Here is a 26,857-nt window from a genome sequence, read left to right as displayed (position 1 = left end):
CCGACGTGTTCGGGTGGAACGCATCGACCGCACGCTCCCTCTCCCGCCGGTAGTATTTTTCCACGGTGTGGCGCATTTCCAGCGATTCGGCCGCCGCTTCGCCTTCCGTCACGATCCGGAACCATGTCCGGTTGCGTGGTGCGTCGCAGACATATTCCATGCGCGATCCTCCCCGGCTTGGATTGGTCTGAGCCGCCAGCATAAGATGGAACCGGCCGGCGATCAAACAGTCGGCACAAACGGGGGACGGAAATGACGGATACGTTCGACTATGTCATTGTGGGCAGCGGCGCCGCGGGGTCGGTGCTGGCCAACCGCCTGACGGAGGATCCGGGTGTCACCGTCTGTGTCCTGGAATGCGGGCCGCCCGACCGGCATCCGTACATCCACATCCCGGCCGGCTTCATCAAGATGCTGTTCAACCCGACCTACACCTGGCAATTCCACACCGAACCGGGTGAGGGCATCAACGGCCGGAGCATCCCGACCACGCAGGGCCGCACCCTGGGCGGGTCGAGTTCGATCAACGGCATGATCTACAACCGTGGCCAGCGAGAGGATTTCGACCATTGGGCGCAGCGCGGCAACCGCGGCTGGGGTTACGTTGACATCCTGCCCTACTTCAAGCGTGGCGAACGCCGCCTGGGTGTCGGCGACGAGCGCATCCATGGCCGGGGCGGCCGGCTGCCGGTCACCGATAACGACTGGGACCATCCGGCGATGGAGGCGTTCATCGAGGGCGCCCAGGAACTCGGGATTCCCCGCTGCGTGGACTACAACAGCGGCGACAACCAGATGGGCGTCGGCTACTTCCAGCGCCTGATCCACAGGGGCTACCGCCATTCCGCCGCTCGTGTTTTTCTGCACCCAGCCCGAGCGACGGGGCGGTTGGAAGTGCGGACGAATGCGCGGGCCGCGCGGGTTCTGTTCGACGGGACCCGCGCGACTGGCGTGCGCTACGTCAACGACAAGGATGGTTCCGAACGTCACGAAGTCTTCGCTCGAAAAGAGGTGATCGTTTCGTCCGGCACCGCCAACACGGCGAAACTGTTGCAGATGTCCGGGGTCGGGCCGGCGTGGCTGCTGCGCGACCTCGGCGTCCCCGTCGTCGCCGACCTGCCGGTGGGCGAGAATTTCCGCGATCATTACTCGACGCGTATCGTGGCACGCGTGAAAAACATCCGCACGATGAACGAAATGTCGCGCGGCGCGGGCCTGATGGGCCAGATCGCTCGGTGGGCGATGGGAAAACCCAGCATCCTCGCCGTCTCCCCGTCGATCCTGCACTGGTTCTGGAAGACCGAGGACACGATGCAGCAGCCCGACATCCAGGGCGTGTTCAGTCCGGCGAGCTACAAGCAGGGGTTTGTCGGATTGCTGGACGACTACCCCGGGATGACCTGCGGCGTCTGGCAGCACCGGCCGGAGAGCATCGGCTATGTCAGGGCGCGGGGCACCGATCCGTTCGTCGATCCGATCATTCAGCCGAACTACCTGAAGGACCCGATGGACCAGCGCGTCCTGGTCAAAGGCATGCACTGGGCGCGCAAGCTGCTGCACACACAAGCCTTGGCACCCTATTTCGAGTCCGACACGCTGCCCGGACCCGACGTCCATACGGATGAGGAATGGCTGGGCTACGCGCGTCAATACGGCTCGACCGCGTATCATCTGATCGGCACTGCTCGTATGGGACCTGCAACGGACAAAACCGCGGTTGTGGACGATCAGTTACGCATCCATGGTTTGCAGGGCATTCGCGTGGTGGATGCGTCGATCATGCCCAGCATGCCGTCGGCCAACACCTACAGCTCGACGATGATGATCGCCGAAAAAGCATCCGACATGATCCGCGGCCGCACGCCACTGGCACCGGTGGAGGGCGTCGCGGCGTGATACCAGCGGCCGTTGATGACCCGTTGGCCATTGCCGAACAACCGTCACGGTGTGCGAAGGCACACTATCCACGCCTTTGCTCTTGCAGGCAAAGGCGTGGATGCCGATCTGCATCGGCATGACAGAGGACCGCTGCCGAAGAAGTCACATCTACGGCCGCTGGCATGAATCCGCCCCGCCCTCGGTGCTTTCACATAATGGTAACACATCAAAAATTATTGCATGTGTAAACCGACCCCCAAGGGGGCGCCACGCGCCGATGATCGGTGTGTCAGCGGCCCGTTCGGGTTGGAGAATATCTTATGTCTGCAATGTTCGGGAAACCGCGCCCTGTGGCGATCGGGTTGGCTGGATTGCTGTGCTCCGCCACGGGCGCCTGGGCGCAGGTGCCGCTCGCGGATTTCTCCACTTACAATCCCTCTGCCGCCGGCAGCGTCACGCCGGGAATTTTCTCCCTCTACGCCGTGCCGGTGGACAGCCTGGCCCCGACCCAGTTCAACGTCGGCGCCGCCGAGGTGGCGAAGAAGACCGCGGACTGGAACCTGGTGCCGGCGTCGCAATTGCAGACGACGCTGCTGGAATCGGTCGAGCCGGTGGTCATCGGTCCCGGCGGTCAACTGTATCAGGTGAACGGGCATCATAGTTTCGATTCGCTGGAACAATCGATCTACGGCGCCTCCGATCCCACGGTCTACGTCAATGTCGTTGCCAACTATTCGAACGACACGCCCGCGCAATTCCTCGCCGCGTTGCAGGCCAACGCCCAGGTCTACCCGCTGAACAACGGGATCCTGCAGACCCTGTCCCCGACATCGGGCAATCCGCTGTCGCCGATCCCCACCAGCCTGTCGGGCCTGACCAACGACCCGTATCGCGGGGTCGAGTTCCAGGCGCTGAAGAACAAGGGTTCGGCTGGCGTCGCGTTCGACAAGACGTCGGCGACGTTCTCCGATTTCGTCTGGGCCAATGCCTATCGCAACGCGACCACCGCCAACGGCACCGGGCTGCCGTACCTGACGCCGGCCGACGTCAACGCGGTCGCCGCCTGGTCGCAGGTCGGCACCAACCAGACCACCCTGCCCGGCCTCGGCGCAATCACCGTCAACAAGCTGCCGGGATACATCCTGCCGTCGGGCGGCAGCATCAACATCACCTCGACGATCAGCAACGCGACGCTCGCCAACGGCGCGCTGGACGGCAGCGTCACCGGCACCGTGACCGCCGCCCAAGCGTCGTTCAACGGCCTGAACGGCTATTCGATCGGTGCGGTCACCATCCAGTCGCAGATCCCCGGCTTCGTCATGCAGCTTGGCGCCGACAAAGGCAGCACGGTGACCTTGTCGGGCAACAACACCTATACCGGCGGCACCAACATCATCGCCGGCACCCTGGTCGCCGCCACGGACAACGCGCTGGGCGCCGCGCCGACCGGCGGGACGATCGATCCCAACAACATCGTCAGCTCCGTCCAGGCGTCCAACGGCATCGTCTTCAACAGCCTGTCGGAGGGCAACGGCACGCTGCGCTTCGGCACCACCACCGGCGGCACCTTCACCACCGCCCGCAACATCGCCATCGGCCAGGAGACGGCCAATTTCGATCCCAACGGCAACACCGTCACGCTGACCGGCAACATCGCGTCCTACGGCCTGGGCGAGGACGGCCTGGCGGCGCTGACCGTCAACGACAACACCGGCAAGGGCACGCTGATCCTGGCCCCGGCCAGCGGCAGCAACCCGCTGTTCTACGGCAACCTGGTGATTTCCAGCGGCACGCTGCAAGTCGCCAGCGACGCCGCGATGGGCGCCGTGACAAACCCCGGCGGCGCCAGCGTCGGCGGCAACACCACCTCGGAAGTCGGGCAAATCGACCTCGACGGCGGCACGTTCAAGGCCGGCGCTTCGTTTGCCTCGGTGCGCAGCCTGTTCCTGACCGGCAGCAGCACCTACGACACCAACGGTTTCGCGACGTCCTACGGCGGCACCCTGACCGACACGCAGCGCACTTTGTCGGTGATCAACTCCGGGTCCACTGCCGGTTCGGTCGCCTTCGGTGCGCTGGACATCAATGCCAACGCCACGCTGTCGCTGACCGCCGGATCGGGTTCGGGCGCCAACGCTGATACCACGGTGACCCTGACCAACGGCATCAGCCGCGGCGGCAACGCCACCCTGTTCCTGTCGCCATCCACCAGCGGCGCACTGGGCGGAGTCGACAAGGTCTTCTCCTCCGGCGCTTCGACCACGGTGACCAACGGCATCGTCGCGCCCTGGATCATCATCGACAACGGCGGCGGCGCGTCCGGCAATCCGTACAGCTTCGCCACCTATGGCGCCAACGGCTACACCGCCGCCACCGCGGGCAGCACCAGCATCAAGACCTCGACTGCCACGCAGATGGTGGTGCAGGGCGCCAACGCCACCCTGTCCGGTGCCGCCAACGCCTATGCGCTCGACTTGCAGGACGGGTTCAAGATCACCCTCGGCAGCAACACCCTGACCCTGGGCAACGGCGCGCCGGCCGCCGGCCTGATCATGGATGGCGGTTCGGCCACCATCACCGGCGGCACCCTGGCATTCGGCAGCAGTGAGGCGGTGATCGACGCCAAGGGCACCAACATCATCGCGTCGGGCATCACCGGCAGCGGCGGGTTGACCCTGTCTGGCTCCGGCTCGCTGCAATTGAACACCGCCTCGGCCGATACCGGCGCGACGGTGGTCAATTCCGGCACGCTGATCCTGAACCTGGCGAACGCGCTGACCGGCAACAGCAACGTGACGCTGGAGGACGTGAAGAGCAACCCGTCCGCCGCGATCCTGCAACTCAACGCCAGCAACGCGTTCTCCTCGCTGAACAGCGCCGGCAACAACAGCGCCGTCACCACCGGCACCGGGATCGTGCTGACCATCGGTGACAGCAACAACCTGTCCTCCACCCTGTCCAGCACCATCACCGACGGCGGTGCGGCGACCGGCACGGCGGGGGCGCTGACCAAGGACGGCACCGGGTTGCTGGATCTGTCCAACGGCAGCTCCAAGGCCGTGACGCTGAACGCCGCCAGCACCATCCTGGTCAACGGCGGCCAGTTGCGGATCGGCACCAACACCTTCGCCAACGCCAACGCCTTCTCCCTGGCCGGCGGCACCGAGTTGCAGTTCCTGCAAGGCGGCACCGGCGCGTTCGCCAGCAACATCACCGGCGGCGGCCTGGTCCACGTCGAATCCGGCATCCTGCAACTGACCGGCACCGGCAACAGCTACACCGGCGGCACGACGCTGGAGACCGGAACGACCCTGCTGGCCGGCACCGCCAACCTGTCGTCGGCCGCGGGCCAGACGATCACCAACGCCGGCGGTACGCTGGTGCTGGATCAGGCCACAACCGGCAACTTCACCGCGGTGATGACCGACGGCCAGGCCGCCGGCCAGGGGCCGACCCTGTCGGGCAGCCTGGTGAAGGCCGACAGCACCGGGTCCAACGGCGGCAACGTCACCATCACCCAGGCGCAGCAATACTCCGGCGCGACGACGGTGGAGGCCGGCACGCTGACCCTGGGCGCCACCAACGCGGTGGCCACCAGCAGCGGCGTTACCCTGGGCACTGTCGGCAGCGGCGGCGCCGCGAACCTGGCGCTGGGCGCCAACAACACGGTGCAGGGGCTGAACAGCGTCGCCGGCAACACCACCGGCGTGCAATTGAACGGCAAGACGCTGACGCTGCAGCAGGCGTCGGGCACGACGTCCAGCTTCGGCGGCAACATCACCGATACCGGCACCGGCAGCCTGGCCACGACCGGGACCGGCACCGTGGCCCTGAGCGGCAGCAACAGCATCGGCGGCAACCTGAGCGTCGGCACCGGCACGTTCAGCCAGACCGGCGGCAGCCTGACCGTCGGCGGCAACGTCACCAACAACGGCACCATGGCGGTCAACGGCACCACCGCGTCCTATGGCGGCACGTTCACCAACAACGGACTGCTGACCAGCGACCCCTCCACCCAGACGTTCAACAATCTATCGGTGACGCCAAGCGGCGCGATCCAGGCGGCGGTTGGAGATCTTTACAAAGTCGGAGGCAATTTCACCAATGCCAGCACGGCGAACACGATCTGGAACACGACAGGGGCGAGCCTGGAGTTCATCAACGGCGCGGGCACGAGCCATACGATGCAGCTTGCCGGCAGCGATCTCGGCGCCACCGCGGCCGGTTACCAGAGCAACTTCGCCTGGGGGTCGCTGACGATCGACTCCGGCAATACGTTGACGCTGACTAGCGGCGCTGGTTCAGCATTCTACACGGATGACATCATCGGCGTGCTGCTCAACGGCGACACCGTGACCAACATCGACGGTGACGGGCTCAACATCTACTACGATCCGTACGACGTGGCGACCGCCTACCTGGACGGGCTGGACTACGACCTGACGGATGGCGGCCAGCTTATCGCCGACGTGCCGGAACCCGCCTCCCTCGTGCTGCTGGTAACCGGCCTTACGGGGGGAATCGTGGTTCGCCGCCGCAAGCGGGGATAATGCGCGGGCTGTCACTGCCCAGCGACTTCAAATCCTGTTTTGTTGATGTTTGCCCATACGTGACGCCGTGTCCGTATGGGTTGAAACCGGGACGGGCGTTGCCCTTGCTCGGTGCGGCGATGAGTTCCTCGGCGTCGGCCGCTTGGAATCGACGGCGGCAACCCAGCGGAAGCTAAAAGCACCCCATGAAGTGGATAACCATCAGTGAATCCACAACATGTGGCGTATCCGAATCACATCTGCGCATCAGGCAGATATGTGCGCCACTCAGTGGCACTTAGAACCGCCGCGTGACAATGAGGTGATTGAGGTTTGCGGGGAATGTGGGTATAGGGTGTCCGTCATCCCCATCGGGGGTGCGCTGGACCCGTAGCTCAGTTGGATAGAGCGTCGCCCTCCGAAGGCGAAGGTCGCACGTTCGAATCGTGTCGGGTCCGCCAATTTTTCAATAAGTTGATATCTTGCCAAAGGGACGGCGAAAACAGCGCCCGTGCGCGTCACGCCCTCCAGAATCGCTCGCCTTATTCCGGCCGATCCCGACGAACTCCGGAAGGCCATTGCCGACGATCTTTACCAATGCAGACTGGCGATATCGACGCCAACCGGGGACGTCCCGTCCCCGATCTTGCCGCAGCATCGCGGGCGGACAGCGAACTGACAACGCCCGCTGCCGCGCCGCCCCTCAGGGTGTCGGCACCCCGATTGATTTCAACCGCGCATGGGCTCGGCCCGCGCGCACCTTCATCCCGTCCAGGTACGTGCTCACATCGTTCCCCGGCAGGTTCAGCACCCTGCACCCAAGCTGCCAATATTCCTCGATTTGCGCCTCGGTCTCCGCGGATCCCCGAGCGAGCTTGCCATGCGCATTGCACGCCGCCGCGATCCGCTGCACTGCCGCTTTGAACTTCGGGTGCTCAAGGTCGAGGTGAACCCCAAGCTGCGCACTCAGGTCCGAATGCCCGTACGCGATCATGTCGATCCCCTCGACCGCCGCGATCTCCTCGACGTTCTCCAGGCCTTCGAGCGACTCGATCGATGGGCATATGATGATGTTCTCGTTGGCCCATGGCGCGTATTCGGTGGCATGGCGGGCGCCGTAACTCTTGTATCCGGTGTGTGGCCCCTGGCCGGAGATGCCCCGGTTCCCGATCGGCGGATACTTCGCCAGACGGACGATCGCACACGCCTCCTGGGCGGTTTCGACCTCGGACACCTGAATGCCCATGATGCCCTGATCCAGTATGCCCGGGATGAGATGCGCGAACGACTTGTGGATACGAACGATGGCCGTGACGTTCGTGGCCTGGAACCAACTCGCAAGATTCGCGATCGTCTCCATATCGAACGCCCCGTGCTCGTGGTCGATCGCGCAGTAATCGAAACCGGCCGCTTCGATGATCCAGGGAATGCCGCGCGAGGCGAACTCCTTGAGCCCGGTGCCTAACGCCGCCCGTCCCTCGCGTACCGCCCGCCGTATGCTGTTTTCTTTCATGACTGGTTCCAAGCCTTCTTCGTCTTATGCCTTCATGATAGGGCCCGCACCGTGCAACGCAACGCGACCTGACCGCCGCAGGGGGCCCCCCAGAGGGTTTAGGGCCTGCAAGAGACGCGTCCGCAGGGCAACACATCCGGATTGGCTCGCTGGCAAAATGTCGAACCCACGATCAGGGAGCTGCGCCGAATCTATCCGGCACGCATCTAACCGCAGGATTTCCGACGCGCCCCCGGGTGCGGCCGTCACGTGCTGCATTCCCGCACCTTACCGGCAATAGTCTCGGAACCACCGACATATGGTACGAGATGAACCTGGGGACGGCCGCTATCGATTGCGCCACGGCCAGCCGACCCGCATAATTCAAATTCGTGTATGGATGGCGAAGGCGCAGGCGATGCAAACCTATCCCGACTTTCTCGATTCGACAGACCTTTTGGCTGACGGCCCGGCGCTGCGTGCCCGGCTGGCGCGTGACGGCTATCTGTTCGTCCGCGATCTTCTGCCGGCGCAGACCATTCTCGCCGTGCGCGAACGCCTGCTGACCAAGGCGGCAGCGGGTGGCTGGTTGGACCCTGACAGCCCGGTGCAGGCTGGCATCGCGAACCAGGCCGCGGCCTGCAAGGACCCGGAGGACCGCTATATGCGTGTGTTCCGCGGCCTGTGGATGGATGAGGAACTGCATCGGCTGCGTATTCATCCGGCCGTTATCGACCTGTTCAGCCGGGTCTTCGGCGAGCCGGCGCTGGCTCATCCGATGTTTGTACAGCGCAACATCTTTCCGCAGACCGGGAGTTTCGACTTCACCACCGGCAGCCATCAGGACCGCGTCCATATCGGCGGCGCCACCAGCTACGCGCTATGGATGCCGCTGGGTGATTGCCCACGCGAAAAAGGCGCGTTGGCGGTCGCCGCCGGTTCCCACACGCAGGGTATCCTGGACACCAAGGTCGGCTCCGGCGCCGGTGGCATGGACATCGCCGTGCCGATCCCCGGTCGCTGGGTAACAGGCGCGTTCAAGGCTGGCGATGGGCTGATTTTCCAGGACGTCACGGTGCATAAGGCGCTACCGAACCGGACCCGTGAAATCCGTATGTCGTTCGATGCTCGTTTCCAGCCGATGAGCCAGCCGATCGCCGACGTCAACATGGTCCCTTATTCCGGCTGCGGCACATGGGACGACGTCTATGCCGGGTGGGACCGGGCGGATGGCCGGTATTACTGGAAGGATTTGACGCTCGACGTCGTGCCGCTGGATCGCAGCTATTACGAACGGCGTGATGCGCAGGCTTTTGCAATGGCCGAACGGGGTGATCGGGATGCGAGAGACGCGATCCTGCGCATCATCCAGCGGGATGCGAACCAGGAGAAACGCACCCGAGCGGAAAAGCTGCTGGAGCGGCTTGACGCGGGATGATTGACGCGGTCACCAGGCTGTTGGGCCTCGACGATGGCGTGAAGCGTGCCAACGGCCTTGGTTCGGCCAGCGTCATACCCGGGTTGGCGATATCAACAAGGCCTTCAGGCCGGCTGGTCGCCATCACGTCGAAACGCGGGACTTGACCATCGTTCCCGATCCCAACCCAACCACGCGGTTGCGGTAACAAATTTGCCGACCGCTACCCCCGACCGCTTGGCAGAGAAGGTGACGCTCGTCGGCGAAGTCCTGCGTCTGCCCTGGCGCACCTGGAATCACAAGGCCCTGAGGCGCGCGGCGGTCAGGGTCGAATATCATGCGCTATCCGAACGGAAAGCCGAAGATCCCTCCGCAGGCCACCATCAACTTACGCGAGCTCGGATCACTGCTCCAGTATTTCGATTGCCCGCGCCAGCCTCCCGATCCTTGCGACATCTCTCGTTGACGCGATAGCTTTGGAGGCTACGGAACGGTCGGCGGCGAGTACCGCCCGGTCGATGGGACGCACCGCCGATTTCGGCCGTGCATCCTCAAGAGGGGGAATACACCATGCCAGATACACATGCCTTGGTGGAACCGTCGGCCGCGGACCAGGTCGCGACCTACGACGCGATCGTCGTCGGGGCGGGGATTTCCGGCATGTTCATGCTCTACCGGCTGCGCGAACTCGGGATGACGGCTCGGGTGTTCGAGGCCGGGACCAATGTCGGCGGCACCTGGTACTGGAACCGCTATCCCGGCGCGCGCTTCGATTCCGAGAGCTGGACCTACGGCTACTCCTTCTCGAAGGAGCTGATGCAGGAATGGGACTGGAAGGAGCATTTTTCGCCGCAGCCCGACACACTGGAATACCTGAACCATGTCGCCGACAAGTTCGACCTGCGGCGGGACATGCAGTTCCGCAGCACCGTCACCGCGGCGCATTGGGATGACGCGACGGGGCAATGGACCGTGACGCTCGAGGGCGGCCAGCAAGCTCGTTCGACGTTCCTGTGCACCGCCATCGGCATCCTGTCCGCCCACACCCTGCCGGCCATTCCCGGGCGGGACAGTTTCCAGGGACCGGCCTATCATCCGGCGCGCTGGCCGCACGCGCCGGTGGATTTTACCGGCAAGCGCGTGGGCATTATCGGCACCGGGGCGACCGCGATCCAGGCGATCCCGGAGATCGCCAAGCAGGCCAAGCAGCTCACCGTGTTCCAGCGGCGGCCGAACTGGGCCGCGCCGTTGCACAACGCCAAGATCGACAAGGCGGAGATGGAGGCGATCAAGGCTCGGTATGACGAGATCTACGCGCATTGTGCTTCCACCGCGATGTGGTTCATCCACCAGGCGGACCCGCGCAAGACGCTGGAGGTGCCGCCGGCGGAGCGGGAGGCGTTCTGGGAGAAGCTGTACGGCGAGCCGGGGTTCGGGATCTGGCTGGGCAATTTCCGCGATATCGGGGTGAACGAGAAAGCCAACGCGGCGATCAGCGACTTCATCGCCCGCAAGATCCGCCAGAGGGTGCATGACCCGAAGGTGGCGGAGAAGCTGATCCCCAAGGACCACGGTTTCGGCAGCCGGCGTGTGCCGATGGAGAGCGGATATTTCGAGGCCTTCAACCGCGACAACGTGACTCTGATCGACACGCTGGCGGATGAGCCGATCGAATGCATCACGCCGAAGGGGATCCGGACCACGAAGCAGGAGCATGAATTCGACGTCCTGATCTATGCCACCGGCTTCGATGGCGTGACCGGCGCGTTCGACCGGATCGACATTCGCGGTGCCAATGGCCTGCGGATGAAGGATGCCTGGGCCGACAGCCCGCGCACCTACCTCGGTATGCTCGCCGAGGGGTTCCCGAACATGATGATGGTGCTGGGGCCGCACACGGCCCGGGGCAATATCCCGCAGGCGATCGAGCACACGGTGCAGTTCCAGACCGGCATCCTGCGGTTCATGCGAGAGAACGGCTACACGCATGTGGAGACGCGGCCGGAGGAGGTGGAGGACTGGACGCGGACGGTGATCGAGGCGGCCGAAAAGCTGCTGTCGTCCAAGGTACCGTCCTGGCAGACCGGCGTGAACCGCAATGTCGAGGGCAGGAACGTGCCTCGGGTGCTGGGCTACAACGGCAACGGTGTGCACTTCCGGCGGAAGACTGACGACGTGGCCAAGGGCGGCTACAAGGAGTTCGTGTTCCGGTAGAGCCGCGAACCGCCACCGGCATGACGGACGGTGCCAACCGAAAAAACCGGTTCGAACTAGATGACCGGGTCTCGAACGGCTCCCCCAGAAAAACGCGGCCGCTGACGCAGCCGATCGATCAGCAGGTAAACGACCGGCGTCGTGTACAGAGTAAGCATCTGCGAAACGAGCAGGCCACCGACGATCGCGATGCCTAACGGCTGACGCAGCTCATGCCCGGCGCCGGTTCCCATCGCGAGGGGCAGCGCACTCAGCACGGCCACCAGCATTGTCATTGTAATCGGGCGCACTCGCAGCAAGGCCGCCCCGCGGATCGCATCCCCCGGCGTCAGCCCGTCGGCGCGTTCGGCCTCCAGCGCGAAATCGACCACCAGGATGGCGTTCTTCATTACCATCCCGACCACCAGAATACAGGCGATGGCGGTCATGATGCTGAACTCGGTGTGCGTCAGCCAAAGCGCCAGTAAAGCGCCGAACGAAGCGGCGGGCAGCGTCGAAAGGATGGTGAGCGGATGGGCGTAACTCTCGTAGAGCACGCCCAGCACGATGTAGACGGCGCAGACCGCACCCAGGAACAGCAGCAACTGCCGCGCGCCCGACGCGCTTGCCTCGCCTGCTTCGCCTGTGAACTCCGTCTTTACCTCGTCGGGGATGTTCAGCTTTGCCTGCGCGGCACGGATCGCGTCGATCGCCTGGCCGATCGAAACGCCAGGCTTGATATCGAACGACAAGGTCATGGTGGGGAATTGCTGGGCGTGGCGCACCCACATCGGCGCGTGCGCGCGCCAGGGTTTCGTGAGCTGCGCAAGCGGCACCTGAGCGCCGTTGCTGCCCGGAACATAGAGGCTTGCGAAACTCGATGGATCGCTTTGGTATTTCGGATCGACCTCCATCACCACCTTCGAATAGCTCAACGGCAGATAGATTAGCCCGATCTGACGCTGACCGAATGCATCGTAGAGCGTGTTGTCGACCGCCTGCGGTGTGATACCAAAGCGGCCGGCCTGCACGCGATCGACGGCAAGGCCGGCTTCCAGCCCGGCGCGTGTATCGATGTTCGTGATGACATCCATCAACTCGGGCAGATGGATCATGCGCTGGCGCAACGCCTCGCCGGCTTTGACCACTGCATCGACGTCGGTGCCGGTCAACCGGTACTGGTAGCGTGCCGATGTACTCCCCAGTCCGATATTCAGATCCTGCACCGGCAGCAGGAAGACGCGAATACCGGCAATCTTGCGCAACTGGGTGCGCAAGCGGTCGATCACCGTTTCGATCGGGACACCGCGCACATCCAACGGCTTGAGGCCGATCCACAAATTGCCGGTGCTCATCACACCACCGCCCATATACGAACTCAGCGCATCGATGGCCGGGTCGGCGAGCACCGTTTCATCAACGCGCTGCTGCAATTTCTCCATCTCGGCGAAGGAAATGCTGGGATTGGCGATGGTGATGATGTGCATGACGCCGGTGTCCTGCGTCGGCATAAAGCCCTTTGGCAGCGCGGCGTACAGGCCGTAGGTGCCTCCGGCGACCAGCACGGCGGCCACGAGGCAAACCGTGGTATGCCGCAGGCACCAGTCCAGGCTCCGCGTATACGCCGTCATCGGCAGGCCGGAGAGCCAGGTGAGCCAGCGTGGCGCCGGGGGGGGCGGGCGGTGCGTCAGCAGGCACGCGCACATCATCGGTGTCAGCGTCAGGGTGATCGCGGCGGACAGCGTGATCGCGGCGACCAGGGTCAGCCCGAATTCGCGGAAGTAGCGGCCGACGATATCAGGCATGAACAGCACCGGAATCATCGCAGCGATCAGGGCCGCGGTGATCGAAACGATCGTCGAACCCATCTGACCCAGGGCGCCGAGTGTCGCGGCGATGGCGGTCGCGCCGTGCTCCATGCGACGAATGACGTTCTCGATCACGATCACCGCGTCGTCCACAACGAAGCCGACGGCGATTGTCAGCGCCATCAGCGACAGATTATCCAGGCTGTAGCCAAGCAGCGCCATCGCGGCGAGCGTGCCGGCCAGCACGACGGGAATCGTCACGGCCGGAATGACCGTCGCCCAGAACCGTCGCACGAACAGCGCGATCACCAGCACCACCAGCACGATCGCGATCCCGATCGTGCGCTGCACGTCGGCGATCGAGGCTCTGATCAGCGTGGTACGGTCGAACACCACATGCACCTTGATCGAGGGCGGCATGAAATGCTTCAGCACCGGCAGCGTCGCCAGTATCTGATCTACCGTGGCGACGATGTTGGCATCGGGCTGGCGGAACACCAGCACCGAGACGGCCGGCTTGCGGTTGAACCAGCCCGCCTGCAGATCGTTCAGCACGCTGTCGCTGACCTCGGCGATGTCGCCCAGCAGCACTGGCGCGCCGTTGTTGTAGCTGACCACCACCCGGCGGAAGTCCTCGGCACGGAACAACTGATCGTTGGCGGCCAGGCCGAAACTCTGCTCGCCCTGGTCGATGCGGCCTTTGGGCATCTCCCGTGTGGCGGAATAGATCGCGGCACGCACCGTTTCCAAAGACAAACCCAGGCCGGCAAGCCGGCGCGGGTTGACACGCACCCGCACCGCCGCGCGTTCGGCGCCGTTGATCACCACGCGCGACACGCCGGCGATCTGCGACAGCTTCTGCGACACCACGCTGTCAGCAAAGTCGTAGACATCGCCCGGCGGCAGGATGTCGGAGGTCAGCGCCAGCACAATCATCGCGACGCCGCCGGGGTCGGCTTTGTAGTAGGTCGGCGGCTGCGGCAGGTCCCGCGGCAGGTTCGGCATCGCGGCATTGATCGCCGCCTGCACCGCGCCCGCCGCGCTGTCGATCGTCTTGTCCAGGGTGAACTGGATGTCGATCTCCTCGCCGTTGGACATGCTGATCGAGCCCATCTCGGCAATGCCAGGGATAATACCGAGCTGACGCTCCAACGGGGAGCCGACCGAAACCGCCATGGTTTCCGGACTCGCACCCGGCAGATTGGCAAACACGCTGATGGTGGGCCGATCGACGCTGGGCAGCGCGGCGATCGGCAGGTTCATGTAGGCCAGCATGCCCAGCAGCAGCACGCCCATCGTCAGCAGCGTCGTCGCCACCGGACGGCGGATGCACAGCCGGCTGATCATCGCGATGCGGCGGCGGCCTGCCGTACCCGGCGGCCCACGCCATGCTGCAAGCGGCTGAACGCAAGATAGATGACCGGCGTCGTGTAGAGCGTGAGAACCTGGGACACCAGCAGTCCGCCGACGATGGCGATGCCCAACGGCTGGCGCAATTCCGACCCGGTGCCGTGCCCGACCGCCAGCGGCAGCGCACCCAGCAGGGCCGCCATCGTCGTCATCATGATCGGGCGGAACCGCAGGATACACGCCCGATGGATCGCCCGTTCGGGCGGCATGCCGGCCTCACGTTCCGCCTCCAGCGCGAAATCGACCATCATGATCGCGTTCTTTTTGACGATGCCGATCAGCAGGATGATGCCGATCAGCGAGATCACATCCAGGTCGCGTCCGAACAGCATCAGTGCCAACAGCGCGCCGATACCGGCCGAAGGCAGCGTGGACAGGATCGTGATCGGATGGATGAAACTTTCGTAGAGCACGCCCAGCACGATGTAGACCGTCACGATGGCCGCCAGGATCAGCACCGGCTCGCTGGACAACGAATCAGAGAATGCGGCGGCGCTACCGACGAGATTTGTGGTGACGCTGTCCGGCATTCCGACCGAAGCTTCGGCCGCGTGCAATGCGGCCACCGCGGCACCGAGCGACACGCTGGGGGCGAGGTTGAACGACAGCGTGGTGGCGGGGAACAGACCCTGATGCGTGATCAGCAGCGGCGCGTTGCCACGTTCCATCCGCGCGAAAGCCGATAGTGGCACGGGCGCACCGGCCTGATGGAAGCCCGGGCCGATACCGGCAGATAGATCGTTGCCGATTGAAGTCTGTGCGGCAGAGGCCGTGACAAATAGTTTGTCCAACACACCGGGATCGCGGCGGAACACCGGATCGACTTCCATCACCACATGGTATTGCTCCGCCGAGGCATAGACGGTGGCGATCTGGCGCTGGCCGAATGCGTCGTAGAGCGTCTGGTCGATCGCTGCCAGCGTCACGCCGAAGCGCGCGGCAGCCTGGCGGTCGATCGTCAGCACAAGTTGCTGCCCATCGGCCTGTTCATCGGTGGCGACGTCGGCAAGCTCCGGTCGCGCGCGCATCGCCGTCAGCAGCCGGCCACTCCACAGATGCAGTTCCGCCGGGTCGAGATCCTGCAGGACATATTGGTATTGCGTGCGGGACGTGCGTGTCTCGATCTGGATATCCTGTGCGGGCTGCAAGTGCAGTGCGATGCCTTGCACGTTCGCCGTTGCCTGCTGCAACCGCGCCATCACCGCGGTCAGCGTGTCGCCGGGCGCGCGGCGGTCCGGCGCGCCGATGTTGATGTAAAGCCGCCCACTGTTCAGCGTCGGGTTGACCGAACCGGCGCCGACAAAACTGTCCACCGACACCACCGCCGGATCGCGCGCGACGATCGCCGCCACCGCGTTCTGCCGCGCCTGCATCGCCGGGAAGGAGATGTCCTGCGCCGCATCGGTGATGCCGATCAACAGGCCGGTGTCCTGCCGCGGCAGGAAGCCCTTGCTCACCATACCATACAGCATCACCGTCGCGACCAGCGTCAGCACGCTGAACGCCAGCGTCGCGGGCTGATGGCGCAGCACCCAGTTCAGACCCGCTTCATACGCCCACAACAGCCGCTCGAACCCCCGCTCGGTCCAACGGAACAGGGCGCCGGGCGGCGCTTCCTCGGCCTCGGCTCGCAGCAGCCTTGCGCACATCATCGGCGTCAGGGTCAGCGACACAACGCCGGAAATGACCACGGCCAGGGACAGCGTGATGGCGAATTCGCGGAACAGCCGGCCGACCACGCCGCCCATCAGCAACAGCGGGATGAACACCGCGATCAATGAAATGGTCAGCGAAACGATGGTGAAACCGATTTGCTTCGCGCCCTTCAGCGCCGCCTGCACCGGCGTTTCGCCCGCTTCGATGTAGCGGACGATATTCTCGATCATTACGATCGCATCGTCCACCACGAAGCCCGCCGCCACGGTCAGCGCCATCAGCGACAGGTTGTCGAGACTGAACCCGAGCAGGGCCATGCCGCCGAACGTGGCGATCAGTGAAACCGGCAGAGTGACGCTGGGAATGACGGTCGCCCACACTTTGCGCAGGAAAACGAAGATGACCATCACCACCAGCACGACTGTCAGCACCAGGGTGAATTGCACATCGGCGATGGCCGCTCGGATCGTCGTGGTGCGGTCGGTCACCACGTCGATTTTCAAAGACGGCGGCAAGGACGATTGCAGCTTCGGCAACAGCGCCTTGATGCTGTCCACGACGTCGATGATGTTCGCACCCGGCTGGCGCTGGATATCCAGGATGATCGCCGCCTTGCCCGCGCCGCCGTTGCCGCCGGTCGCGTACCAGCCGGCGAGTTCCGCGTCCTCGACGCCATCGACCGCCGTCCCGATATCGCGCAGCAATACCGGGGCATTATTACGGTACGCGATCACCGCATTTAGATAGGCGTCGGCGACGAACAGCTGATCGTTGGAACCGATCTGAAACGCCTGCCGGTCGCCGTTGAGGCTGCCCTTCGGCAAATCCGACGTGGTCGCGGCGACCGCATTGCGCACGTCCTCCATCGAAAGGCCGAGCCCCGCGAGCTTGGCGGGGTTGATCTCCAGCCGCACGGCTCGTCGCTGGCCGCCTTCCGTCGTCACCGCGCCGACGCCGTCGACCTGCGACAGCTTCTGCACCAGCACTGTCTCGGCATAGTCGTCGACCACATGCAGCGGCAGCGTGTCGGAAGTCAGCGCCAGGATCAGCACCGGCGTGTCGGCGGGGTTGACTTCACGATAGGTCGGCGGTGTGGGCAGTTGCGCGGTCGGAACCCAGTCGGCGGAGGCGTTGATCTGCGCCTGTACGTCCTGCGCCGCCGCGTCGATGCGGCGCGACAGGCTGAATTGCAGCGTAATCTGGCTGGTACCGTCCGAACTGGTGGAACTCATGGACGTCAGGCCGGCGATCTGCCCGAAATAATGCTCGAGCGGTGCCGTCACCGATGTCGCCATCACCTCGGGCGACGCACCCGGATAACCGGTCACCACCTGGATGGTCGGGAAATCGACTTCCGGCAGCGCCGCGACAGGCAACAACTGGTATCCGATCAGCCCCAGCAGCAGCACCGCCACAACCAGCAGCGTCGTCGCGATCGGCCGCAGGATGAACGGGCGGGAGAGTTCCACGTTCGGATCAATCGGCCGAGGCCGATCGGGCCGGTGGCCGGCGCGTGATCTCGACCTTGCTGCCTTCGTCCAGACGGTACTGGCCGTCCACGACGACCTCCGCACCTTGCGCGAGACCCTTCTCGATCAGCGTTCGATCGGCGAACGTCTGACCGACCGTGACGCAGCGTGTCGCCACGGTCTGATCGGGACGGACGATCCAGGTGAAGTCGCAGCGTGGACCATGACGCACCGCCTCCGACGGCACCGTGACGCCGTCATGGCGCGTATCGACGACCAGCCGGCCGTTGACGAAGTTGCCCGGCCAAAGCTTCAGTTTTTCATTGGGAAAATTGGCTTTCAGCTTGATCGTACCGGTTGTCTGGTCGACCATGTTGTCCACCACGGCAACCGATCCGCGATCCAGTTCCGTGGTGTCGTCCTTCGCCAGCGCGATCACCGGCACATGGGCGACCCCAAGGTCGAGCTTGCTGCGCTCGACCGCCTCGGCCGACACCGTGAAGATGACCGAGATCGGGCGTAACTGCGTGACCACCACGATCGTGGTGCCTTGCGCGGCGCGCACAAAATTGCCGACATCGACCTGCCTGATGCCGACGCGCCCATCGATCGGCGAGGCGATAGTGGTGAAGCCGAGTTGCGTCTGTGCATAGGCAATCTGCGCGGTGTCGTTCAGTACCGCGCCCTCATACTGACCGACCTGCGCCTGTTCCTGGTCGACCTGCTGCTGGGTGGCGTAATCCTTCTTCACCAGTTCCGTGTAACGGGCGAGATCGAGACGCGCGCCTTGCAGCAAGGCCTGATCGCGCATGCGGGCGGCGACCTGCTGCTGCAACTGCGCCTGATACGGTCGCCGATCGATGATCGCCAGCCTGTCGCCGGCTTTCACGTCCTGCCCCTCCTGGAACAGGATCTGGCTGATCTGCCCGTCCACCTGGGTCTGCACGTTGACGGTGTTGTAGGCCTGCACGGTGCCGATGCCGGACAGGTAGATCGGCACGTCCTGGGTGCGCGCGGCGGCGACGACCACGGGCACCGCGGCCGGTGGCGGGGGCGCGACGACAGCCGCCGGGTGCCAGACGCGCTGCATCTGATCCAGCGACAGCGCATGGAAATACACCAGCCCACCGATGACCAGGGCAATGATGCCGGTCAGGATCAGAACCACACGCATCGCCACTTTCGACCCCACCAGAGCGTGACTTGAGGTGCTTCACAGTGTCCGCTACGCTGCGTAGCACTACAGGCGATAGCAGGGCAATGACGGAAAATTCGACGGAACTCGGCGATCTTGAACGTGATGTGATGCAGTTGGTCTGGGCCGGCGGTCCGCTGACGTCGGAGGCAGTACGAGAACAACTGTCGCGGCCGCTGAAGGAATCCACGGTGCGCACCGTGCTGCGACGATTGGAGGACAAAGGTTTCGTGACGCATTCGGTGCAAGGCCGGACCTACGTGTTCGAGGCAGCCGAAGCGCGCCGCGCAGTGGCCGCTCGGGCGGTGCGGCGGATCGCCGACTGGCTGTGCAACGGATCGGTCGAGGAAGTGCTTGTCGGCATGGTCGACACCGACATGCTGGATTCGCGTGAACTGCAACAATTCGCCGCCAAGATCGCCAAGGCGAGGCAACGGAGGGGGTGATGCTGGAAATGCTGGTCGGAGCGGCGGTACGCTCGCTCTTGCTTGCGGCTGTGGTCGGTCTTGGTTTGAAGCTTTGCCGCACACGCAATCCGCATGTGTTGCTTGCCGCATGGACGCTGGTGCTGGGTGCATCGCTGCTCATGCCGGCGGCGACCAGGCTTGCGGCCGCGGCACTGCCCGGCATCGCGTTTCCCATGCCGCGGATCGCACCGATACTGGCCGCCCCCCAGCCCGAGGCGCAGGCGGCGGTCGTGCAGCCCAATCGATACGTCGTATCAGTTGATACGATTGCGCCTGCAAGCCAACATGCGGCCGCATCGCCGGCGGCGGCGCGAGGCCTCGTTGTGCTGCTTTACGCCGTGGTATCCGCCATGCTGATCCTGCGGCTGATCGTGGGACTCGCGCTGTCCTGGCGGATCATGCGGTCGGCGGCCCCGGTTCGCGAAAGCTGGACCGGCCGCCATGACGTGCGCGCCAGCCCGCGTGTCGCGGCCCCGGCGACGTTTGGGGCGGTCATCCTGTTGCCGGGCGACCATACAACGTGGTCACCAGCCAAGCGATCGGCGGTACTGGCGCACGAAGGCGCGCATGTCGCGCGCCGCGACTTTGCCGTCCAAATCGCCGCCAGCGTCAACCGCGCGATCTTCTGGTTCAATCCGCTCAGTTGGTGGCTGCAACGCCACCTTTCGGTGCTGGCCGAGGCGGCCAGTGACGATGCCGCCATCGTCGGTCTGGACGACCGGATCGGTTACGCGGAAATCCTGCTGGACGTTTCCACCCGCGGCCAGCGTCTTCCTGGCGCCGTGGCGATGGCGCGACCCGCAACGGTCGGCACTCGCATCGAGCGGATATTGAGCGAGACAACGGCGACCATGGGCATCAGCCGGCGCAGCCGTCTCCTGATTGCGGCCAGCATTCTGCCGTTGGCCGTGGCCGTGGCGGGACCGCTATCGGCAACCACGGCCGCCTCCGGCGGTGAGGAGGCCAGACTTCCGGATCGCCGCGCGCCGCACCAACGGATAACCGTTGATCCAAAGCTGCTCGAAGCAGACGAAGGCTTCTACGAGGACATGGCGACCGGATCGGTCATGACCGTGACGCGCGATGGCGACCACTTGCTGACGGGCCGCACCGGGATGCCGCAGGTCGCGGAATATCCGTATGCCGATCACGATTTCTTCCTGACGATATCAGCGGAGCAGAACACCTTCGTCGTCGACGAATCGGGCAAGGTCGATCATGTCATTCATTACAAGAACGGACTCGCGACGACCCTGGAACGCATCACTCCGGCATGCGCCAGTCAGTTGCAGGCAGACTATGAGCAGCGGGTCGCCGAGGAGTTGAAGCCGCGCACGCGGGTGTCAGTCGACCCCGACACGCTGGACAAGGATGTCGGGTATTACGCGCTGACGCCGACCTATATTTTTTCGGTCACCCGCGCGGGTGACCAGCTTTTCGTGCAGGGAACCGACCGCAAGAAGTTTCCCGTCTTTGCTTACAGCGACCACGATTTCTTTTACACCGTGGCGGCTGCCCAGTTGACCTTCCTTGCAACCGAAGGCAGGCCGGCGACGGCACTGGTCCTGCATCAGGATGGCCGGGACCGCACGGCTGAGCGCGTCAGCGCCGCGGTCGTGCAGCAATTGCAGCAGCGCCTGGATGACGAGCGAAAGCCACACGAGCCGACAACGATCGCCGCCCCCCTGCTCGATGATTATGTGGGGCGATATACCGGTCCCGCCCTGACGATGATCATCGGCCGGGACCACGATCACCTGTCCGCGCAAGTGACCGGATACAACGAATACCCAATCTACGCGTATACGGACCACGATTTCTTCGCCACCACTCTACCAGCGCAGATTAGTTTCGTGAAGGACGATACGGGGCAAGTGACGGGCCTGGTAAGGCATGAACACGGGGAGGATCTGACGCTGAACCGCATCGAGTAGTGGATACGAGCGGCCGGTCAAACCAGCCAGTGCTCTTCGACAACAAATCGCGCGGAGCGGGAATCGTCCAGCGTATCGACAGCGCATTCCAGGTCGACAAGGCTGTCATACCAGGTCTGAGTCACGGCGCCGGCGATAACAGACAGATGCGGAATGACACTATTCGGCGCGGCGCCTTGTTCCCGTACCCGGTAATGGACCGACCTCGGTGCGGGTGAAACATCCTCGGGCCAGATCTCGATCAGGCTGAAGCGTCCCGCATTCGACCGGGGATCGCCCGAGACGTCCGCGATGACGCGCGAGACGGCGCCGACGAATTGCCGTGAATCGACATTGCAGGCCGCCATTTCCGGTGAGCGATGCGCGCGGGTCCGATCCTGGTCGCTATCGAAATACAGGATCGGAAACCCATCGATCCGCATCGAACGGGCAGCCTCGTTCATCGCGGCGGACGCGACGACATGGCATTGCACGTAGCGCCGAAGCCCGGGAAACGCGCAGACCAGGGGACCATGTATATCGAGCCAGTGACGGCGGAACTGCGTCAGACTTTTGACGTCCTGACGCCGCATAAGGCTGATTGCCGCGATCATCTTGCCGTCACCGGCCCCATAGCCGATTCGAGGCAATGCGCGCCCCCTCGGCGGCGGCGGCGAGCTTCACCCAGACGATCTCGTCGGCCACGTATTCGCGGCCAGCGAACGTGCCAAAGCCGCAATCCGTTCCGGCGATCACACGTTCACGGTCCCCGACCACGGAGACGGCCTCCTCGAGCCGCCGAGCGACGATTTCCGGATGCTCGACAAAATTCGTGGTGGTGTCGAGAACACCGGGCATCAGCAGCATATGCGCGGGCAGCGGATTGTTACGCAGTGCACTGTATTCATGCTGATGCCTGGGATTGGCGAACTCGATCGACAGTGCGCCAACATTCGCTCTGTACAATTCCGAAAGGATGGCGGCCATCGCTATGTCATGGATATGCGGCCCGTCATTGTTACCCCAGCAGACGTGCAGACGGATACGATCGCGGGGAATGCCGTCAATGCCGAGATTAATCGCCGCGATATGAAGCTCGAGCTGCTTAAGGAACTCGGCGTCCGTCAGATGACCGAAAAACCGATGTCGTTCCATCGCCAGGTCCGGACTGTCGATCTGCAGGACCAGGCCGGCATCATGAATCGCGCGATATTCGTTGGCCAACGCTTTCGCCAGAGCCATCAGATAGGCCTCGTGGCTATCGTAATGCTGGTTGAGCATCGTCGTGGCAACGATACCCGGCGACGGCGCCGTCATGAAACATTCGCTAAAGCGACCCCCCATGCGCTTGAGCCGCGCCGCGTCTTCCTTGATCGGCGCGCTGTTGACATATCGCACCTCGGACAACGCCGCCGGCGCATTCGTTACGCGCGCCGAGTGCGGAAAACGCGAAGCCATCTGCCGGACATAACTCGGGAATTCCAACTGATCTCGAGCCGGCGGACGCTTGGATTCACCGCCGAAGCCGCACAGGCAGCGCGGCACATAGGTCTGGAAGCCAACGCGCGACTGTTCACCGTCGTTGCCCACGTCAACGCCGGCTTCGACCTGCTTGCCGATCACATGCGCGGTTGCCGTCTCCACCTGCCGGGCCAGTTCGGCGGCATCGATCGTCTCGCCGGCTTCCTGGCGGATCAGTAGATCGGACAATGTTTCGGCGCGCGGCAGACTGCCGACATGACTGACCAGGATCCGGTCGGTGCTCATCAACATGTGCGTTTTCCTGCTTCGTTGGACGATGGAGCATCATGCGGCAAACTATTGCGTGCGCGCAAACCGGCCGGGCCCGCGAGGCGTGTGCTGATCTTACTCGGATCCGATCCGAGCGCCTTTCTCCGCGACGGAGCGTTTCATCAGCAGCACAGCGAATACAAGCGCAACCATGACGACGGCCAGCACCCAGAACACATCGAAGTAGGCGAGCGACGATGCCTGTTGCTGGCGCAGGTTTGCCAGCGTCTGCAAGGCCTGTTGCTGCGCGGCGACCGGATCACCGCTCTGCTGCAGGAACGGTCCGGACGCCTGATCGAGGAAGGAACGCACCGCCGGATTGAAGGGATCGAGCCATTCGCCAAGGCGGAGGCTGTGGAACTGGTCACGGCGCTCCTGCACCGTCTGACCCAGCGAAGTTCCTACACTGCCACCCTCGTTGCGCAGGAGGCTCAACAGGCCGACCGCGGCCCCGCGCAGCGCGAGCGGCGTATAGAGATAAGCCGCCACGTTCGCAGGAGCGAAGCACATCGCAAGCCCGATGATCAGCACCACCCGCGGCCAGACGGCCTGCCCCGGACTGATGTCCAGGTTCATCTGCGACATCCAGTAACTCCCCACGGCCATGGTCAAGAGACCCGCGGCAAGCACCCACCGCGCATCGGTTCCACGACCGAGCGCGCGTCCGACGAACGGCATGGTGATGACGGCAAAGAAGCCGGCCGGCGACATGACAAGTCCGGCGCTCAAGGCATCGTAGCCGAACAGCGACTGCAACAAGGCAGGCAACGCGGTGCTGGACGCATATAGCACCGCGAAGGCGCAAAAGATGATGATGCAGCAGGCGACGAAATTCCGTTCTCGCAACGGACGGAAGTTCACGACCGGGCTCGGATGGCGCAGTTCCCAGATGATCAGCGCGACCAAGCCGACGGCGAACAAGATCATCAACGTCTGCACACGCCAGAACGGGTCGTCCAGCCAGTCCCATTCCTGGCCCTTGCTGAGCGTCACCTCCCAACAGACGACGACGATGACCAACAGCGACAGGCCAATGCCGTCAAAGCTGAATGGTTTCTTCCGCAACTCGGTGCGCTGTGCCGTGAGATAATCGGGATCCCGGAGTGTGATGGCACACGCACTCAAAGCCAGAAGACCAACGGGAATGTTGATCAGGAACACCCACCGCCAGGAATAGCTGTCGGTGATCCAGCCGCCGAGCGTAGGGCCGACGACGGGCGCGATCAGCGCGGCCAGGCCGAACAGCGTCATGGCCATGCCTTGCCGCTCGGGCGGGAAGGCGTCCAGCAGCACGCCCTGGCTCGACGGCTGAAGGCCACCACCCGCAAGACCCTGCAGCACGCGGAACAGGATCAACTGGCCGAGACTCGTGGCCATGCCGCACATCCCCGAGGCGAGGGTGAAGACGGCAATGGAAAGCAGGAAATAATTGCGGCGTCCAAGATGCGCGATCAGCCAGCCTGTGATGGGCAGGATGATCGCGTTGGCGGCAAGGTAGCTGGTGATGACCCATTCGCCGTCATCCACCGTGGCCGACAGCCCACCGGCGATATAGCGCAGCGCCACGACCGCGATGGTGGTGTCCAGCACCTCCATGAAGGTCGGCACCACGACGACAGCGGCGACGACCCAGGGGTTTATCGCCGGGCGGAGTCGGGCATTCAGGGGCGACGCCGACGCGACCGCACCGGTCATCGCCCAGTGCCCGACGCACGGGCGATTGGCGCGCCGGCAGCCGAACCAGCCCCCGAAGAAGGCGGCACAGAGGTCTGAAGGAACTTGCCAGCATCCGGGCCGGTCGGCTGCTTGTTGATGTAGACATCGGGAACGACCGAAGTGCCGATGAACAGAGGTTCCTGATCGGGGTCGTAATCGACAAGATCGATCCGGACCGGCAACCGCTGAACCACCTTGATGAAATTACCCGTGGCGTTCTCGGGCGGCAGCAATGCCAGGGTCGACCCGGTCCCCTCGGTAAAGCCGGATATCCGACCCTTGAAGACGTGCTTGCCGGCGTACATGTCGACGTGCAGATCGACCGGCAGCCCGATGCGCAGGTCGCGCAACTGCGTTTCTTTGAAGTTGGCGTCGACCCAGATCTCGCTAAGCGAGCGAACCGCCATCAAATTCTGGCCGACCTGGACGAAATTGCCCGGATTGACGTTGCGCCTGGTGACGACGCCGTTGATATCCGCCGTGATGTCGCAGTAACGAAGATTCAGTTGGGCCTGCGCGAGATCGCGCCTGGCGGCTTCGAGTTTCGCCTCGGCCTGCTTGACGGCCGGGGCGTTCGCCGCGTACTGGGCGAACGTGGTGTTGATGTCGCCCAATTTATAGAACTGGTCGAGCATCTCTTTCGGACCTTGATCGAACGAATGCACGACACCAAGCTGAGCAGCGCTCTGAATGAGCTCCGCCTGCGCCTCGAGAACGGACGAAAAGGTCTCGTCGAGATCGGGTGGCACCTGGCCGAGATCACCGTCCCCGGCCGGCTGGGCCGGCAGCCCCAGCGAGACGCGAATCTGGTAGACTTCGGCCAAGGTTTCGGCGAGTTCTGCGCCAGTCGTCGTCAGCTCCGCTTGCCGCTGGTCTAATACCTCGCGCGGCGTATCTCCCCGGGGGACCAGTTGCCGCGCCCGATCGAATTGAAGCTGCGCCAACACCAGTGCAGCCTTGCTCTTGGCGATGGTGGCGACCCGCGCGTGCAGCAGAGCGACCTGGCTGTCGACACCCTCCACAGCGTGTTGCAGGTTCCAGCGCTGACTCACTGCCTGCGCTTCGACCGCGCGCGCCGCCGCGGTGGCTGCTTGCAGGTCCGCTTTCGCGGTGTCGACCGCTGCCTGCTTCTCGGAGACCACAACCTGGTATGGCTCCTTGTCCAGTTCGGCGAGGAGATCGCCCTTGCGCACGCGGTTGTTGTCATCCACCAGAACGCGGGAAATCTGTCCCGCCACGCGGGGCGCAACAAACGTTACGTGCCCGTTCACGTAGGCGTCGTCCGTGGAGACGGTGCTGAGCATCGCCTTGACCCACGGGATGCCGAACACGAGGACAACCGCCAGGACAGCAACGCCGAGCACACCGAACAGAAGCTTTCGCTTCCGCGTAGCCTTTCGGGGCTCCTGCGGCACGGGGCCGGATTCCAGCGGTGTCTCCGCTGGTTTCGCGTCGTGGGCAGCCGAAGCATCTTCATTCACTGCTGGTTGCGCATTGATCGAACCTGTTTTGTCGCTTTGCTCGGTCATATCGGGCACCCGTTGCAAGTGGAACGAAACGGACTGTGTCGAAAGGCCACCATTCATCCAGGCCGGAAAGATACCTCGGCCGCCCTTAAGACACGGGGCTTCCGGCGGGCCTCCTCGAAGGAGCAATCAGGATCGCTCGGTGTGGGATCTCATGCAGGTAGTATGACGAACCTGTCGGCGCCCAAAACCGGCATGCGCCAGGTTCTCGGTCGTTGCAAGGCCACGTTCGCGGATTCAGGCAACCTGGACAACAACAAATCGCGTTTCGTCTACTCGGCGGACGCGGAGGAACCGGTCAATTGACTGTGCCGGGTGGCGAGAAACGCTGAGCTGCTTGAATCAGTCGCGTGACACGGCGAGCTCGGCCAGTTGGCCCCCTTCCCCTTGATTCAAA

General features: G+C 64.0%; 15 protein-coding genes and 1 tRNA gene. 8 read left to right on the top strand and 8 right to left on the bottom strand.

The features are described 5' to 3' along the window. Positions 1-252: 252 nt before the first annotated feature. The 3 genes from GSQ89_RS07580 (at position 253) to GSQ89_RS07570 (ending at position 6,868) form a co-directional block, all read left to right on the top strand. Positions 253-1,896 (top strand): GMC family oxidoreductase, encoded by a 1,644-nt coding sequence (locus tag GSQ89_RS07580; protein ID WP_158923583.1) that lies wholly within the window; start codon positions 253-255, stop codon positions 1,894-1,896. A 302-nt stretch (positions 1,897-2,198) separates the two neighbouring features. Then, on the top strand, positions 2,199-6,428 hold the full coding sequence (locus tag GSQ89_RS07575) for a ParB-like protein (RefSeq protein WP_158923581.1): 4,230 nt from the start codon (positions 2,199-2,201) through the stop codon (positions 6,426-6,428). Between the two features lie 363 nt (positions 6,429-6,791). After that, positions 6,792-6,868 (top strand) — tRNA-Arg (locus GSQ89_RS07570). A 242-nt stretch (positions 6,869-7,110) separates the two neighbouring features. On the opposite strand, the gene GSQ89_RS07565 is transcribed toward GSQ89_RS07570, so the two are convergent. Next, on the bottom strand, positions 7,111-7,920 hold the full coding sequence (locus GSQ89_RS07565; protein ID WP_158923579.1) for an HpcH/HpaI aldolase/citrate lyase family protein: 810 nt from the start codon (positions 7,918-7,920) through the stop codon (positions 7,111-7,113). 397 nt (positions 7,921-8,317) lie between these two features. Between GSQ89_RS07565 and GSQ89_RS07560 the strand changes: the two genes are divergently transcribed. Then, entirely contained in the window at positions 8,318-9,337 is a 1,020-nt protein-coding gene (locus GSQ89_RS07560; RefSeq protein WP_158923577.1) for a phytanoyl-CoA dioxygenase family protein, read from the top strand. A gap of 549 nt (positions 9,338-9,886) precedes the next feature. Further along, complete coding sequence (locus GSQ89_RS07555) at positions 9,887-11,530, top strand: NAD(P)/FAD-dependent oxidoreductase (RefSeq protein WP_158923575.1); 1,644 nt, start codon at positions 9,887-9,889, stop codon at positions 11,528-11,530. Positions 11,531-11,586: 56 nt separating this feature from the next. On the opposite strand, the gene GSQ89_RS07550 is transcribed toward GSQ89_RS07555, so the two are convergent. From GSQ89_RS07550 to GSQ89_RS07540, 3 genes are read right to left on the bottom strand one after another with little or no spacing between them, the layout of a single operon-like run. Beyond that, positions 11,587-14,664 (bottom strand): efflux RND transporter permease subunit, encoded by a 3,078-nt coding sequence (locus GSQ89_RS07550; protein WP_158923573.1) that lies wholly within the window; start codon positions 14,662-14,664, stop codon positions 11,587-11,589. Next, positions 14,661-17,852 carry an efflux RND transporter permease subunit gene (locus GSQ89_RS07545; protein ID WP_158923571.1) on the bottom strand — a complete coding sequence of 1,064 codons (3,192 nt, stop codon included), beginning with the start codon at positions 17,850-17,852 and terminating at the stop codon, positions 14,661-14,663. Before GSQ89_RS07545 ends, GSQ89_RS07550 begins: the two co-directional genes overlap by 4 nt. A 7-nt stretch (positions 17,853-17,859) precedes the next feature. After that, complete coding sequence (locus GSQ89_RS07540) at positions 17,860-19,026, bottom strand: efflux RND transporter periplasmic adaptor subunit (RefSeq protein ID WP_158923569.1); 1,167 nt, start codon at positions 19,024-19,026, stop codon at positions 17,860-17,862. Positions 19,027-19,112: 86 nt separating this feature from the next. On the opposite strand from GSQ89_RS07540, the gene GSQ89_RS07535 reads away from it, so the two are divergent. Both GSQ89_RS07535 and GSQ89_RS07530 read left to right on the top strand, forming a co-directional pair. Then, on the top strand, positions 19,113-19,493 hold the full coding sequence (locus GSQ89_RS07535) for a BlaI/MecI/CopY family transcriptional regulator (protein WP_158923567.1): 381 nt from the start codon (positions 19,113-19,115) through the stop codon (positions 19,491-19,493). Beyond that, positions 19,493-21,448 (top strand): M56 family metallopeptidase, encoded by a 1,956-nt coding sequence (locus GSQ89_RS07530; protein WP_158923565.1) that lies wholly within the window; start codon positions 19,493-19,495, stop codon positions 21,446-21,448. Before GSQ89_RS07535 ends, GSQ89_RS07530 begins: the two co-directional genes overlap by 1 nt. Before the next feature lie 17 nt (positions 21,449-21,465). Here the strand turns inward: GSQ89_RS07530 and GSQ89_RS07525 are convergent, their stop codons facing one another. The 4 genes from GSQ89_RS07525 to GSQ89_RS07510 all read right to left on the bottom strand — a co-directional run bounded on the left by GSQ89_RS07525 (position 21,466) and on the right by GSQ89_RS07510 (position 26,463). Continuing rightward, positions 21,466-22,041, bottom strand: coding sequence for an EthD family reductase (locus GSQ89_RS07525; RefSeq protein ID WP_158923563.1), 576 nt, complete (start codon positions 22,039-22,041; stop codon positions 21,466-21,468). A gap of 7 nt (positions 22,042-22,048) precedes the next feature. Then, positions 22,049-23,050 carry an epoxyalkane--coenzyme M transferase gene (locus GSQ89_RS07520; protein WP_216856052.1) on the bottom strand — a complete coding sequence of 334 codons (1,002 nt, stop codon included), beginning with the start codon at positions 23,048-23,050 and terminating at the stop codon, positions 22,049-22,051. Positions 23,051-23,293: 243 nt separating this feature from the next. Beyond that, a complete protein-coding gene (locus GSQ89_RS07515) occupies positions 23,294-24,913 on the bottom strand; it encodes a DHA2 family efflux MFS transporter permease subunit (protein WP_158923559.1) in 1,620 nt (539 codons plus the stop codon). Beyond that, the gene (locus GSQ89_RS07510) at positions 24,910-26,463 is read right to left on the bottom strand and encodes an HlyD family secretion protein (RefSeq protein ID WP_158923557.1); all 1,554 of its coding nucleotides are present in this window, start codon (positions 26,461-26,463) and stop codon (positions 24,910-24,912) included. Before GSQ89_RS07510 ends, GSQ89_RS07515 begins: the two co-directional genes overlap by 4 nt. Before the next feature lie 162 nt (positions 26,464-26,625). Between GSQ89_RS07510 and GSQ89_RS07505 the strand changes: the two genes are divergently transcribed. Then, positions 26,626-26,766, top strand: coding sequence for a hypothetical protein (locus GSQ89_RS07505; protein WP_158923555.1), 141 nt, complete (start codon positions 26,626-26,628; stop codon positions 26,764-26,766). Positions 26,767-26,857: the final 91 nt, after the last annotated feature.

Origin of the sequence: Acidisphaera sp. S103, from assembly GCF_009765975.1 — a bacterium.
In the GTDB taxonomy this organism is placed as follows: Bacteria; Pseudomonadota; Alphaproteobacteria; order Acetobacterales; family Acetobacteraceae; genus Rhodopila.
The sequence above is the reverse complement of the archived record's forward strand: the minus strand, read 5'-3'. Positions and strand labels throughout refer to the sequence as shown.